The following is a 14,732-nucleotide window of genomic DNA, read 5'->3' as shown; positions in this document are numbered from 1 at the left end:
GACAGGACATGAGTTTTCCGAACCACCGCCCGCGGCGGCTCCGCACCACCCCCGCGATGCGCAGGCTCACCGCCGAGAACCGGCTCGCCCCCGCGGAACTGATCCTCCCTGCCTTCATCCGCGAAGGCCTCTCGGAGCCCAACCCGATTGCCTCCATGCCCGGGGTCGTGCAGCACACCACTGAGACCCTGAAGCGTGCCGCGTCCGAGGCCGTGGAACTGGGCGTGGGCGGAATCATGCTGTTCGGCATTCCCGCGCAGCGCGACGCCGAGGGCACCGCGTCCCTCGATCCGGACGGCGTCCTGAACAAGGCCATCCGCGACGTCCGGGCCGAGGTGGGCGACGACCTGGTGGTCATGAGCGACGTGTGCCTGGACGAGTTCACCGACCACGGCCACTGCGGTGTCCTGGACGCCAACGGGTATGTGGACAACGACGCCACGCTGGACATCTACGCCAGGATGGCGGTAGCCCAGGCCGAGGCCGGGGCGCACGTGCTGGGCCCCTCCGGCATGATGGACGGCCAGATAGGCGTCATCCGGCAGGCACTCGAAGACGCCGGGCACGTCAACACCGCGGTCATTGCCTACGCTGCCAAATACTCGTCGGCGTTCTACGGGCCGTTCCGGGAAGCGGTGGACTCCCAGCTGAAGGGGGACCGCCGGACCTACCAGATGGACGCCGCGAACCGGCGCGAGGCCATCCAGGAAGTGGAGCTTGACCTGGCCGAAGGGGCCGACATGGTGATGGTCAAGCCCGCCATGAGCTACCTCGACATCCTGAGGGACGTTGCCGAGATGAGCCCCGTGCCCGTGGCCGCGTACCAGATCTCGGGGGAGTACGCCATGATCGAGGCGGCGGCCGGGAACGGCTGGATCGACCGCCGGGCAGCCATCACGGAGTCGGTCCTGGGCATCCGCCGCGCAGGGGCCAACATGGTCCTCACGTATTGGGCGAGCGAGCTGGCCGGCTGGCTGAAGGAATCCTGATGAGCGAGACGCCGGAGGATTCTTCCACGCGGGATTCTTCCGCCCAGGCGGGTCCCACCGAACCGGTTGGGCCCGGCCGGATCCTGCTGGGGGTCAACACCTTCGGGGATACCGGAACCGGGGCGGACGGGCGTCCGGTGCCGCACGCCCAGGTACTGCGGCAGCTGCTTGAACAAGCGGAGCTGTCTGACGCCGTCGGACTTCACGCCTTCGCCGTGGGGGAGCACCACCGCCGGGATTTTGCGGTCTCCGCGCCCGAGGTCTTTCTGGCGGCCGCCGCCGCGCGGACCCAGCAGATCAGGCTCGGGTCCGCCGTCACGGTGCTGAGCTCCGACGATCCCATCCGGGTGTTCCAGCGCTTCGCGACGCTGGATGCGCTCTCCAACGGGCGGGCTGAAGTGATGCTGGGCCGGGGCTCGTTCATCGAATCCTTTCCGCTGTTCGGCTTCGACCTGGCGGACTATGACGCCCTTTTCGAGGAAAAGCTTGAGCTGTTCGACAAGGTCCGCGCGCAGAAGCCCGTGCACTGGGAGGGCCGCACCCGGCCGGCGCTGAGTGGGCTGAACGTTTATCCGCATCTTGAAGGCCACCTCCTGCCGACATGGATCGGCGTGGGCGGCACACCGGAATCGGTACTGCGCTGTGCCGAGTACGGCTACCCCATCATCTTTGCCATCATCGGTGGCCAGCCCAGGTCCTTCGCGCCGCTGGCCAACCTCTACCGGGAGGCCATGGCCAAGTACGGCCATTCCCTGCAGCAGATGGCCACGCACTCGCCGGGGCACGTGGCCGCCACCGATGAGGAAGCACGTGAGGAATACTTCCCGCACTGGCTCGAACTCCGGAACCGGATCGGCGCCGAACGCGGCTGGGGCCCGGCGAGCCGCGGCGAATTCGACGCAATGTGCACACCGGAAGGGGCCTTGTACGTCGGCTCGCCCGAAACCGTGGCGCAGAAGATCGTGAGGCTGAAACACAACCTCGGTGTGGACCGTTTCGATCTCAAGTACAGCAGCGGATCCCTGCCGCACGCCGCCATGATGCGCTCCATTGAGCTGCTGGGCACGGCCGTGGCACCCCGCGTCAACGAACTCCTGAAAGAATGGGACGCATGACTTCCACCATGCCTCACAATGAGGAACTCTTCGACCGCGCCCGCCAGCTGATGCCGGGCGGCGTGAACTCCCCTGTCCGTGCGTTCGGCTCCGTGGGCGGAACCCCGCGGTTCATGGTCTCGGCCAAGGGCCCGTACCTGACGGATGCCGACGGCAACGAGTACGTGGACCTGGTCTGCTCCTGGGGCCCGGCGCTGCTCGGCCATGCCCACCCGGCCGTCCTCGAGGCCGTGCACGCAGCGGTGGACCGCGGGCTGTCCTTCGGCGCGTCCACCCCGGACGAGGCCAACCTGGCGGCAATCGTCAAGGAACGCGTTTCCGCGGTGGAGCGGATCCGGATGGTGTCCACCGGCACGGAGGCCACCATGACGGCCATCCGGCTGGCCCGTGGCTTCACCGGCCGCAACCTCGTGATCAAGTTCGCGGGCTGCTACCACGGCCACCTGGACGGCCTGCTCGCCTCAGCCGGCTCTGGCGTGGCCACGCTGGCCCTGCCCGGCTCTGCCGGGGTCACGGCGGCCACGGCCGCCGAAACACTGGTCCTGCCGTACAACGACCTCGGCGCCGTCGAGGCCGCCTTCGCCGAGCACGGCCCCAACATCGCTGCCGTGATCACCGAAGCGGCGCCCGCCAACATGGGCGTGGTCACCCCGGGCGAGGGCTTCAACGCCGGACTGTCCCGCATCACGGCCGCCCACGGCGCGCTGCTGATCGTGGACGAGGTCCTCACCGGCTTCCGCACCGGCTACGCCGGCTACTGGGGCCTGACGGGCGGCGCCGCGGATGCCACGGAACAGTGGACCCCTGACCTGCTCACCTGCGGAAAGGTCATCGGCGGGGGCATGCCGACGGCGGCCCTCGGCGGCCGTGCGGACGTCATGGACTACCTCGCGCCGATCGGCCCGGTCTACCAGGCCGGCACGCTCTCCGGCAACCCGGTGGCCATGGCCGCCGGCGTGGCCACCCTCACGCACGCCACCCGCGATGTCTACTCGTTCGTCGATGCACGGTCGCTTGAGCTGTCCTCGGCCCTGTCCTCTGCACTGGACACAGCCGGCGTGGACCACTCGATCCAGCGCGCCGGAAACCTGTTCTCGGTGGCCTTCGGCACGTCGGAGCACGGCGTCCACAACTACAGCGACGCCCAGAAGCAGGACGTGTTCCGGTACGCGCCGTTCTTCCACTCCATGCTGGACTCCGGCGTCTACCTCCCGCCGTCGGTCTTTGAGGCCTGGTTCCTCTCGGCCGCACACGACGACGCCGCCATGAACCGGATCTTCGACGCCCTGCCGGCCGCCGCGCAGGCGGCCGCCGCAGCGAAGGCCTGACCCGCCGTCGTCCGTCCTGGTGCTGGCCACCAGGACGGCCGGGCGGCAACAAAAAAACTCCGGACCCGCGAAGGCGGGTGCCGGAGCTTTTTGTCGTCTCCCGATGTAGCGGGCAGACGCGGCTTCCTAGAAAGCCGGGGTCACATCACCGTTGGGCCATTCCTTCTCGATGAAGGCCTTGACCTCGGGGGAGTGGAGGAGTTCGTCCAGCTTCTTGATGCGGGCGTCGTCCTTCGACTCCTCCCGCCAGGCCAGGAAGTTGGCGTACGGGTTGTTCTCGGTCGACTCAACAGCCAGCGCGTCCTTGGTGCTGAGGCCCGCCTTGAGGATGAAGTTGCCGTTGATGAGCGCCAGGTCCACGGAGGGATCCTTGAGGTCGTTGATCAGCAGTTCCGGCTGATTCTCGGAGAACTTGAGCTTCTTGGGGTTCTGCTCATCGGTCAGGGCGATCACGGAGCTGTCGTCCTTGATGTCCTTGACCAGGCCGGCCTTTTCGAGGACACGGAGGGCGCGGACCTGGTTGGAGGGATCGTTGGTGATGGCGATCTTCGCGCCCTCCTTGATCTCGCTGATGTCCTTGACCTTCTCGGAGAAGGCGGCGTACGGCTCGATGTGGACGCCCTCGCCGTGGCCGAACTTGTAGCCCTTGGTCTTGACCTGGTCGTCGAACCACGGCTTGTGCTGGTAGTAGTTGGTGTCCAGCGAGCCGTCGCTCAGCGCGGTGTTGGGCGTCTGGTAGTCCTCGATCTCCTTGATGTCCAGCTTGAGGCCGGCTTTCGGGGCGAGGTCCTGGTTGATGAATTCCAGGATCTTGGCCTGCGGCACCGGGCTCGCGCCGACGCTGAGCGTCGCGGGCTTGGCCGGATCCAGCGTCTGGGTCTCGGCGCTGGGGGCGGACGAACCGCCGCATGCGGTCAGCGTCAGGGCGGTGACGATGCCCGTCGCCAGGAGGGTGAGTGATTTACGCATCGGATGCGTTCCTTTCGAAATAGCCTGGAGCCCGACGGCGGTGCCGGGGGATCCGGTTCAGAGGCAGTGAGCGGCTACTCGCTGCGTTGAAGATTCGGCGGTGGCCCGCCGTCCGGCGGGTTGTCCCCGTCCTAGCGGTGGTCAAGGCTCCGGGAGATCCATTCACCTGTCAGCTGGATGACCTGCACCAGCACGATGATGAGCACAATGGTGACGAGCATGACCGTGACGTCGAAACGCTGGAACCCGTAGTTGTACGCGAGCTTTCCCAGTCCGCCACCGCCGACCAGGCCGGCCATGGCACTGTAGCCCACCAGGGTCACCACCGTGGTGGTTGCGGCCGCGACAAGGGCGGGCAGGGATTCGGGCAGCATCACCTTGTTGATGACCTGCATCCTCGTGGAGCCCATGACCTGTGCGGCATCAATCTTGCCGTGGTGGACATCCCGCAGGCACGCTTCGACGAGACGGGCGAAGAACGGAATGGTGCCGATGGACAGCGAAACGGACGCTGCGACCGGTCCAAGGCTCGTGCCCACCAGCAGCCGGGCCAGCGGGATCAAGGCAACCATCAGGATTGCGAACGGGATGGAGCGCGTGATGTTGACGACGATGTCGCTGACGATCCGGTTCACCACGGGCATGGGGCGGAGCCCGCCCGGTGCCGTGGCATGCAGGAAGACGCCGAGCGGCAGCCCGACCAGCACAGTGAAGAAGCCGGAGATCCCCACCATCTGGAGGGTTTCGACGATCGCTTCCGGAAGTGCCTTGGCCAGGACGGGGTTGCTGAAGATGTCGTTCACTTGGAGTCTCCCGTCTCGACGGCGAAGTCAGCCGTGTCTGAGGCGAAGTCCGACTCGTCGGACCGGTCGGCGGCGTCCGCCAGTTTCGCGCTGATGCCGCGGTCGCGGAGGTACCCCAGCACAGCGTCGTAGTCCGCGTGGTCAGCCAACTGGACCCGCAGGTGCCCGAACTGCTGTCCGCCGAGCGTCTCCACGCTCCCGGCGAGGACGTTCAGGTCGATGTCGAAATGCCGCGCGACGCTCGTGAGCACGGGTTCCTTGGCGCTTTCGCCGGAAAACAGGATCTCCAGCACGGGGCCGGACTGGAGGGCTCCCTTGATCGGTTCCGACGCCGGCAGGGGCAGGAGCGCCCGAGCGAGTTTGCTGTCGAGTTCCGCGGCGACGTCGGCGAGTTCGCCGGCTTCGACCACGCGGCCCTTGGCCAGGAGGGACACCGATCCGCACACACGCTTCACGACGTGCATCTCATGGGTGATGATCAGGACGGTGAGCTGCAGCCGCCGGGTCAGGTCCTGGATGAGGTCCAAGATCTCGTCGGTGGTGGCCGGGTCGAGCGCTGACGTCGGCTCATCGCAGAGCAGGACGTCGGGGTCGGACGCGAGTGCCCGGGCGATGCCCACGCGCTGGCGCTGGCCACCGGACAGCTGTGACGGATAGGCGTTTTCGAAACCCTCCAGGCCCACGAGCTTCAGGAGTTCCGCCACCTTCGTCCGGACCGTGTCCTTCGGTGTCTTGACGAGCTCCAAGGGATGCGCGACATTGCCTGCCGCGGTCCGGGAATCCATCAGGTTGGCGTGCTGGAACACCATGCCGATCCGGCGTCGGGCCGCACGGATCTCGGAGTCCCTGACGGAACTCAGTTCCGTGCCATCAATGTTCACAGAGCCGGACGTGGGGCGGTCCAAGAGGGTCAGGCACCGGACCAGCGTGGACTTACCGGCCCCTGAATGGCCGATGATGCCGTGGATGGAGCCTTTGGGGACGGAAAGGGAGACCCCGTCGAGGGCCACCACTTCCTTTTTCCCCTGACGATAGACCTTGCGCAGGTCTGTAACTGTGATCATTTATCCTCAGGCGGTAGGGGCCGGGCAGGGCATAGCACAAGCGCGCTTCTGAACTAAATTATGTCAGCGCTGGGATATGGCAGCCAGTTCCGAAGATTCTTCGGCGTTCACACATGTTCGTCGCATGATCGGGAGCGTTCCTGCGGCGCTGGCCGTGAGATGCTCAGTGTATCGGCGGGTCCGTGAATCGCAGCCGGACGCTCTGGGTCCCGCGCCTGCCCCGGGCGCTGTGATCTTTGTCCCAGCCGCCGGGCGGAATGGGGCTAAAAGTCGCCCCGGCTGGCATCTTCCGGAGGCAGGACGGGCCAGTCGCCCTCGATAACCGCTGCCGGTTTGGTCTTGCGGAGGTATTGCTGGAAGTCCGCCGCCTGGCTGACGGCCCAGTCGACCTGCAGCTGGTGCAGCTGGCCGGCCGGAAGCTTCAGCTTCGGGAACTTGCCGGCCATCGCGTCCAGCATCCGGAGCGTGGCCAAGGCATCGGCGGCGGAGGTGTGGGCGTTTTCGAGGTCAACGCCGTATTCCTCGCAGAGGGCTGTGAGGGTGCGTTTGCCCTTGCGGTAGCGGTCCACCTGCTTGTTCATGATGTACGGATCGAGAACGGGAAACCTGCTGAGCTGAGGGACGCCGTAGCGGGCGGATTCGGCCGCCAGAACGGTGAAGTCATAGCTGGCGTTGAAAGCGATCACCGGCACCCCCGTGTCAAAGAGCTGCTGCAGGACGGCGGCGACTTCCCGGGTGACCTCCGCAGCCGGCCGGCCGTTGCTGCGCGCGTGCTCGGTGGTGATCCCGTGAATGTCACTGGCCTCGGTCGGGATCTCGACCCCGGGGTCCGCCAGCCACTCATGTTCCTGGATGACACCCCCTGCTGCGTCCACCACGGTCACGGACGCCGTCACGATCCGGGCGGCGCGGGAATTCCGGCCCGTCGTTTCGAGGTCGAAGGCGGCGCGGGGGAGGGTGTTCCAAGTGCTCATGGGACCCACGCTACCGGGTGGCACCGACAGTTTTTTGCACGTGCCGTGCGTGTCCGTGCCGTGCGTGTACGCGGGGCGGGCTGCCGCCTGATCCGTGGTCTTCGGCGCGGAGGGCCCACCGATAGTCTGAAGCCATGCGGACGGAGTATGTTGAGGCGGTGCTGGCTGTGGTGGAACTCATACCGGCCGGCTCGGCCGTCGCGTACGGGGATGTCGCAGAACTGATCGGGTCCGGGGGGCCGCGGCAAGTAGGTTCGGTCATGAGCCACTATGGCAGCGGAGTGCCCTGGTGGCGCGTGCTGAGGGCAAACGGCCAGGCCCCGGAGGGCCTGGAAGCTGAAGCGCTGCGGTACTACGTGCAGGAGGGCACACCGCTGCGAGGTGACTTCCAGCGCTTTGCCAGGACAGGGGAGGGCCGCTGGCGCGTTGACTTGGCGGCCGCCCGGTGGGCGCCGTCCGACGCTGACTTCGACACCCTGGATGCCATCGCCGAACGGCTGGAAGCGTCGCTGCGTAAATTGTCAGCGGCAAATGATGGAATGGCTGAGTGACCGCATCTATCCAGCAGACCGCCGACCTGTTCCCGGGCGCCCCGTTCCCAGACGCCCCCTTCCCCGAGGCAACGGAGCACCGGGAGTCCTACGCAGCATCCCAGCCGCTCGCCGGCACCGGTCTCCGCCTCTTGCCGCCGCGCCAGGTCCACAGCGCCGTTCCATTGCTTTCCGAAGACCAGGTCGCGGCGGTGGAAGTACCGCGAGGTTCTGGTCCCGTGCTGGTTCCCGGAGCGCCTGGCACGGGTAAGTCGACCGTCCTTATCGAAGCGGCAGTCCGACGCGTCGAGATGAACGCTGCGGACCCGGAGCGGATCCTGATTCTTGCCCCGGGCAGGCTGGCCGCGGACACCCTGCGTGACCGCTTCACGGCACGGCTTAACCGCAGCCTGAGCACCACTCCCGCGCGGACCTGGGCGTCCTACGCCTTCGATCTGATCCGGCGCGCCAAGGCGGAGGGGATTTTGCCGCTGCCGCGTGCACCGCGCCTGCTGTCCGGCCCGGAACAGGACCTCATCATCAAGGAGTTGTTGGACGGCCATGCACTCCCCGGGCTGGGCCTGCCCTGGCCCGCCGACCTGAACGCCGCCCTGCCCACCCGCGGTTTTCGGCAGGAAGTGCGGCAACTGTTCGACCGGATCATTGAATCCGGCCGAACGCCCTCTGACCTGGAACGCCTCGGGCATGAGTGCGGCAGGCCGGACTGGATCGCAGCCGCTGCCCTGTATGCCGAATACCGCGATGTCCTGGACCTCCGCATGCCCGAGGCCTTTGATCCGGCCGGCATCATCACGGCTGCGCGGCAGCTGTTCCAAGATTCCCCCGATTTCCTGGCAGCCGAGCGGGAACGCCTCCAGCTGATCCTTGTCGACGATGTTCATGAAGCCAATCCAGCGGTCTTCGAGCTGTTGGCCGACATTGCCGGCGGCAAGGATGTTTTTGTCACATCCTCCCCGGACACCGTCGTCCAGGGGTTCAGGGGCGCACGGCCGGACCTTGTCGCAGAGCTGCCGCGCCTCCTGGCGGGCAGTGACGGCGGCGTTGTGGAGCGGCCACTGCGGTATTCACACCGGCACCAGCCGGCCGTGGCACAGGCCTGGATGGGGGTGGCCAGCCGGATCGCCCTGCGGGCGGGCGGTCAGCTCGCGCGGCGTCTCGATGCACCCGACACCGGTCAACGCCGAGGTGGGGAACCGGCTGGGCAAGCACGTCGGAGCACCGGAGGAACCGTCGAGGCGCACCTGTTGCCTTCGGCGGTTCACGAGCTGCGGTATGTGGCCCAACGGATCCTCGAAGCCCAGATAAACGATGGCCGCGAACTCGGGGACATGGCTGTGATTGTCCGCAACGGCGGCCAGCTCAGCCAGCTCCAACGCTATCTGTCCGGCCAGGGCATTCCAGTGCGGATTCCCGTGGCGGAGTCCGCCGTCAGGGACGAAGTTGCCGTGCGCCCGCTGCTCGACGCCTACGCTGTTGCCCTTGACCCAGACCTGCTGACACCGGAATTCGCGGTGTCGCTGTTGACCTCGCGAATCGGCGGAGCCACCTCCCTGGAACTTCGCAGGCTTCGCCAGTCGCTGCGCCGGGAGGAAATCCTCGGCGGCGGCGGGCGCTCGAGCGACTCCCTGCTGGTGGAGGCACTCACCGAGCCCGGCGCGCTCGCCTCCCTGGGCATCGAAGGCCGGTCGGCCCGTCGTGTCGCGAGGATGATCGACGCGGGGCGCCGTGCAGCAGCCGAGGCCGGTGCGAACGCCGAGACCGTGCTGTGGGCCCTGTGGAGTTCCACCGGCCTGGCAGGGTCCTGGACGGCGGCGGCACTGTCCGGCGGGCTCGTGGGCGCGAGGGCGGACCGCGACCTGGACGCCATGATGGCGCTGTTCCACACGGCCGAGCGCTACGTCGACCAGATGCCGGGTTCCGGCCCGGGACAGTTCCTTGAGTACTTGCTCAGCCAGGAGCTGCCAATGGACACACTGGCGGCGCGTGCGCAGGTCGATGACGCTGTGGAACTGATGACACCTGCCAGCGCTGCCGGAAGGGAGTGGCCAGTTGTCATCGTGGCAGGACTTCAGGAAGGCGTCTGGCCGAATACCCGGCTGCGCGGCGAGCTGCTGGGCAGCACCCTGTTTGCCGACGCCGTGGAACATGGCGTGGAGTATGCGCTCCAGCTTGACCCGCTGAGCCGGCTGCGCGAGATCAGGTACGACGAACTGCGCAGCTTCTCGACAGCGGTGTCACGTGCCAGGGAAATCCTGATTTGCACGGCCGTGGCCTCGGAGGATGAACAGCCGTCCTCGTTCCTGGACTACGTCGCTCCGCTGCGGCCTGACCAGGACGGGAGGGGATTCACCTCCGTGGAGCGGCCACTGACGCTCCGGGCACTGGTGGCGGAACTCCGCCAGTACGCCCAGCTCGACGGAAGGTTTCCTGCGGAGTCTGACGAGGCCGTTAAGGTTCTTGCACGCCTCGCAACCGCAGATCCTCCGGTTCCCGGGGCACACCCGCATGCCTGGTGGGGGCTGGCACCCCTGACGTCCGAGGAACAAATTGTGCCGCCGGGCGGCACCGTCTACGTGTCGCCCTCGAAGGTGGAGACCGTCCACAAATCGCCCCTGGACTGGTTCATCCAGGCCGCCGGCGGCGAGGCAGCCACCGACTTCTCCAGGAGCCTGGGCACGCTGGTGCACTCCATCGCCCAGGACATTCCGGACGGTTCGGGCGCCGAATACGTCGCCGAGCTCGTCCGCCGCTGGCCCGCCCTGGGGATGAAGGACAACTGGGAAGGAAAACTGGACTTCCAGCGGGCTGAATCCATGGTGCGCAAACTTGCGCAGTACATCCTGGTCATGCGCAGCGAAGGCCGGCGGCTGGCCGGTGTGGAGCAGGACTTCGAGGTGCAGCTGACGCGGACCGAGGATGGGCCTGATGCTGACGAGGACGCCCGTTCCGCCGTACTTCGCGGCCAGGTGGACCGGCTGGAAATCGACTCGCAGGGACGGCTGGTGATCGTTGACCTCAAGACCGGCAAGCGGCAGCCGGGGAAAGCCGACCTCGGCCGGCACCCGCAACTCGGCGCCTACCAGGCGGCGGTCCTGGCGGGGGGATTCGACGGGCCGGGTCTTCCCGCCGGCGCCCAGCCGGGAGGGGCCGTGCTGGCGCAGCTGGGCACCACGGCGAAGAGCCCCGGGGTCCAGCACCAGGATCCGCTGGACGCCGGGGACAACTGGGCGATGGATATGGTCAAGGAGGCCGCGGACGTCATGTCCGGACGTGAATTCGAAGCACGGCACGATCCCTCGAAGGGCGGCTTCGGCGGCCACGGCTGCAGGCTTCCGGAAGTCTGCCCCCTCTGTGCCCGGGGGAAGCAGGTCACAGAATGAGCGCCCTCCCCGAACTCCCTGTCCCCAGGTTCAGCCCGGAGGAACTCTCCGGCCTGCTCGGGGAGAAGAACCTGCCCACGGCGGAACAATCGGCCATCATCTCCTCGCCGCTGACCCCGCGGCTGGTGATTGCCGGTGCCGGGTCGGGCAAGACCGCCACCATGGCGGACCGTGTTGTCTGGCTGGTCGCCAACGGCTGGGTCAAACCCGAGGAAGTCCTCGGCGTCACCTTTACCCGGAAGGCCGCCGGAGAATTGGCGAGCCGCATCCGGGCCAAGCTTGGTTCGTTGCAGCGGATCGCGGCAGCCGACACGGACCACTCGGTCTTTCCGGCCGGAATCCTCAGCACGGACGCCCTGGAACCGAAGGTGTCCACCTACCACTCCTTTGCCAGCGGCATCGTGTCTGACTACGGCCTGCGGCTGGGCATCGAGCGCGACGTCGTCCTGCTGGGCGGTGCCCAGGCCTGGCAGCTGGCCAGCGAAGTCGTCGAATCGTTCGACGGCGAATATTCCCACTTCCGGGTGGCCAAGTCCACGCTCGTCAAGGCCGTCATCCAGCTCGCGGGTGAATGCGCTGAGCACCTCCGGGAACCGGCGGAGGTCCACGACTGGCTGATGGAGCGGCTTGCCGGCTTCGAAGGCCTTCCGTACCTTGACGGCGCGAAGAAGAACCCTACACAGGCGGCCGCCGAGCTCGGCGCAATGCTGGGGACGCGGGCCAGCGTGGCCGACCTCGTGGGCCGCTACTCCGAGGCCAAGAGGGCGCGGGGCGCACTCGACTTCGGAGACCTCGTCGCCCTCGCCGCGAAAGTGTCCCGGGAGGTCCCGCTCGCCGCGGACATGGAGCGGCAGCGGTACAGGGTGGTGCTGCTGGACGAGTTCCAGGACACATCGCACGCGCAGCTGGTCCTCTTCTCGAGGCTCTTCGGCGACGGGCATGCTGTCACTGCCGTGGGTGACCCCAACCAGTCCATCTACGGGTTCCGCGGCGCGTCAGCCGGCCAGCTGTTCCACTTCGTCAGCGAATTCCCCGTCAAAGTCGCGGGGCAGGCACCAGGAGCCGCCGCCCGGTTTAGCCCGGCCCCCGTCTCCTACCTGACCACGGCGTGGCGGAACGGGCGCAACATTCTCGCGGCGGCCAACGTCATTTCGGCGCCGTTGAGCGCCGCGGCTGCGGCTGCAGGACCCGCCGGCCAGCGGACGTCGGCGGCAGCCGTCGAGGTTCCGCCGCTGCAGCCCAGCCCGGCCGCATCCCAGGGACGGGTGGTCATGGGACGGTTCGACACGGATGAAAAGGAAGCGGCAGCGATTGCCCGGGACCTCCTGAAGTTCCGGGTGACCGATTTCGAAAAGCAGTCCGCCGGCGTGCCCGTCCCGCCTGCCATGGCGGTGCTGTGCCGCCGGCGGGCCCAGTTCGAGTGCATCCGAAAGGAATTCGACGCCAACGGGATCCCCTACGAGATCGTGGGACTCGGCGGCCTGCTGGACACTCCGGAAATCGTCGACCTCGTCTCGACACTGCGTGTCCTCGCCGATCCTGCTCGGTCAGACTCCCTGATGCGGCTCCTGGCCGGAGCCAGATGGCGGATCGGTCCCGCAGACCTCATGGCGTTCCGTGACTGGTCCTCCTATCTCGCGCGCCGGCGCGGCCAGAATGCCGCCGACGCTGCCATCGCGGACGAGGAGCCGGGGTCCGCCGATAACGTCGTCATCGAGGGGGACCTGACAGACGCCTCGAGCCTCGTCGAAGCCCTGGACTGGCTGCCCAGGGACGGCTGGACGTCCGCGCATGGGCGAAGCCTGACGGCAGCGGCCTTGGAACGCCTGCACAGGCTGGCCACCGAGCTGCGGCACCTGCGTGCGCTCATCGGGGACGACCTCACCACCCTGCTCGGCGAGGTGGAACGCGCCATGCTGCTGGACATTGAGGTCGCTGCCCGGCCCGGACTCAGCATCCACCAGGCCAGGCGGAACCTTGACGCCTTCCAGGACGCCGCTGCAGGCTTCCTGCAGACCTCCCACCGCGTGGACATCCTCGCCTTCCTCTCCTGGCTCGAAGCGGCGGCAGCAGAAGAGGGCGGCCTCGATGTACCGCCGTCCGACGTCAACCATGAGGCAGTCCAGCTGCTCACCGTCCACGCCTCCAAGGGACTCGAGTGGGACGTCGTCTTCGTGCCAGGCCTGAACTCCGGGGCTTTTCCGAGCAGCCGTGACTCCCGGTGGAGCAGCGGTTCGGCCGCCCTGCCCTGGCCGCTCCGCGGCGACCGCGCCGACCTTCCCCAGTGGGATCTGGACCAGCCGGACCAAAAGGGGTGGCTCGACGCCGAGAAAGACTTCAAGGCGGCCGTGCAGGCACACGGCGAAGCCGAAGAACGGCGGCTCGCCTACGTGGCGTACACGAGGGCAAAGCACGTGCTGTGGATATCCAGCGTCGCCTGGGTCGGTGCCCGCGGGGGAATGGCCGAGATGTCGCCGTTCCTGGCCGAGCTTGCGCCCTTGGCGGGCGTTGGCGAATCGGCAGGCACAACAACGGCAGGCGGCGCCGCGGCGGAAATCCATCCCGACTCCGTGGAGGAGGCCGCGCTGCCGCAGGAAAGCCCCCTGACGCGCGACCTGGAAGTGGCCGCGTGGCCGTACGATCCCCTGGAGGGGCCTGTTGACCCGCGCACGGGCAAGCGGCTCCGGCTTGTCCCGGGACGGCGCACCGCAATGGACCGCGCGGCCTCCCGGCTGCTGCAGGAAATTGCCCTCCAGCGTTCCCAGGCCGCCCAGGGCGCACCCGAGGAGGAGCCGGCGGGCGGCAACACCCGGGTGCTCCGGCCCGTGGCTGCCGACTGGTCGCGGGAGGCTGCCCTCCTGCTCGAGCGCCGCGCCCGCCGGGCAAGCAGCCGCGATGTGCATCTGCCGGGACACATTTCCGCGTCCACGCTGGTTGCCCTTGACGAGGACCCCGCAGCAGTGCTGCAGCGGCTCAGGCGTCCCATCCCGCGGGAACCCGGAATGTCCGCCCGAAAAGGCACGGCGTTCCACGCGTGGGTGGAGGAGTACTTCGGGACGTCCGGCATGCTGGACATCGACGAAGCCCCGGGATCCGATGACCATATTGACGAGGCGTACGGCCTTGAGGACATGGTTGCCACGTTCAAGGAATCCGAATGGGCGCACCGGTCGCCCGCCCACGTCGAAGTGCCAGTCGAAACCAGGATCGGCGACGTCGTGGTCCGCGGCCGTATCGACGCCGTGTTCCGTGACGCCGACGGCGGCTGGGATCTCGTTGACTGGAAGACCGGACGCCGGCCCTCGGCGGGCCAGCTGAAAACCAAGAGCGTCCAGCTTGCGGTATATCGGCTTGCCTGGGCCAGGCTCAAGGACGTTCCGGTTGACGACGTTCGAGCCGCCTTCTACTACGTGGCTGACAACCAAGTGGTGCGCCCGCACGACCTCGCTTCCGGCGATGAACTTGAGTCCATCGTGGCGTCCGCCCTCGCCGATCCGGCGGGGTAGGCCAGCGGCAGGTGCTCCGGCGGAGACGGCGGTGCCGGGCCCTGCCCGGCACC

Annotated in this window: 10 protein-coding genes; 6 read left to right on the top strand and 4 right to left on the bottom strand. The window is 67.6% G+C overall.

The annotated features are described in order from the left end of the window. The first annotated feature begins 8 nt into the window (after positions 1-8). From hemB to hemL, 3 genes are read left to right on the top strand one after another with little or no spacing between them, the layout of a single operon-like run. Positions 9-989, top strand: a complete 981-nt coding sequence (hemB, locus tag AC3A3W_RS15205; RefSeq protein WP_487443854.1) for a porphobilinogen synthase — start codon at positions 9-11, stop codon at positions 987-989. Then, positions 989-2,104: an LLM class flavin-dependent oxidoreductase gene (locus AC3A3W_RS15200; RefSeq protein ID WP_487443853.1), complete on the top strand. Its 1,116-nt coding sequence runs from the start codon at positions 989-991 to the stop codon at positions 2,102-2,104. The genes hemB and AC3A3W_RS15200 overlap by 1 nt, the downstream gene beginning before the upstream one ends. Continuing rightward, a complete protein-coding gene (gene hemL / locus AC3A3W_RS15195) occupies positions 2,101-3,432 on the top strand; it encodes a glutamate-1-semialdehyde 2,1-aminomutase (RefSeq protein WP_487443852.1) in 1,332 nt (443 codons plus the stop codon). The genes AC3A3W_RS15200 and hemL overlap by 4 nt, the downstream gene beginning before the upstream one ends. 126 nt (positions 3,433-3,558) lie before the next feature. Here the strand turns inward: hemL and AC3A3W_RS15190 are convergent, their stop codons facing one another. The 4 genes from AC3A3W_RS15190 to AC3A3W_RS15175 all read right to left on the bottom strand — a co-directional run bounded on the left by AC3A3W_RS15190 (position 3,559) and on the right by AC3A3W_RS15175 (position 7,242). Beyond that, complete coding sequence (locus tag AC3A3W_RS15190; RefSeq protein ID WP_487443851.1) at positions 3,559-4,401, bottom strand: MetQ/NlpA family ABC transporter substrate-binding protein; 843 nt, start codon at positions 4,399-4,401, stop codon at positions 3,559-3,561. 131 nt (positions 4,402-4,532) lie between these two features. Next, a complete protein-coding gene (locus tag AC3A3W_RS15185; protein ID WP_205655415.1) occupies positions 4,533-5,204 on the bottom strand; it encodes a methionine ABC transporter permease in 672 nt (223 codons plus the stop codon). Continuing rightward, positions 5,201-6,268, bottom strand: coding sequence for a methionine ABC transporter ATP-binding protein (locus AC3A3W_RS15180; protein WP_487443850.1), 1,068 nt, complete (start codon positions 6,266-6,268; stop codon positions 5,201-5,203). The genes AC3A3W_RS15185 and AC3A3W_RS15180 overlap by 4 nt, the downstream gene beginning before the upstream one ends. A 263-nt stretch (positions 6,269-6,531) precedes the next feature. Further along, complete coding sequence (locus tag AC3A3W_RS15175; RefSeq protein WP_487443849.1) at positions 6,532-7,242, bottom strand: exonuclease domain-containing protein; 711 nt, start codon at positions 7,240-7,242, stop codon at positions 6,532-6,534. Between the two features lie 134 nt (positions 7,243-7,376). On the opposite strand from AC3A3W_RS15175, the gene AC3A3W_RS15170 reads away from it, so the two are divergent. The 3 genes from AC3A3W_RS15170 (at position 7,377) to AC3A3W_RS15160 (ending at position 14,679) form a co-directional block, all read left to right on the top strand. Beyond that, the gene (locus AC3A3W_RS15170) at positions 7,377-7,793 is read left to right on the top strand and encodes an MGMT family protein (protein ID WP_487443848.1); all 417 of its coding nucleotides are present in this window, start codon (positions 7,377-7,379) and stop codon (positions 7,791-7,793) included. 131 nt (positions 7,794-7,924) lie between these two features. Continuing rightward, positions 7,925-11,173, top strand: a complete 3,249-nt coding sequence (locus tag AC3A3W_RS15165; protein WP_487443880.1) for an ATP-dependent helicase — start codon at positions 7,925-7,927, stop codon at positions 11,171-11,173. Beyond that, positions 11,170-14,679, top strand: a complete 3,510-nt coding sequence (locus AC3A3W_RS15160; RefSeq protein WP_487443847.1) for an ATP-dependent helicase — start codon at positions 11,170-11,172, stop codon at positions 14,677-14,679. Before AC3A3W_RS15165 ends, AC3A3W_RS15160 begins: the two co-directional genes overlap by 4 nt. Positions 14,680-14,732: the final 53 nt, after the last annotated feature.

It is taken from the genome of Arthrobacter sp. Soil_N43 (genome assembly GCF_057655195.1).
This window is presented reverse-complemented; position numbering and strand designations above follow the sequence as displayed.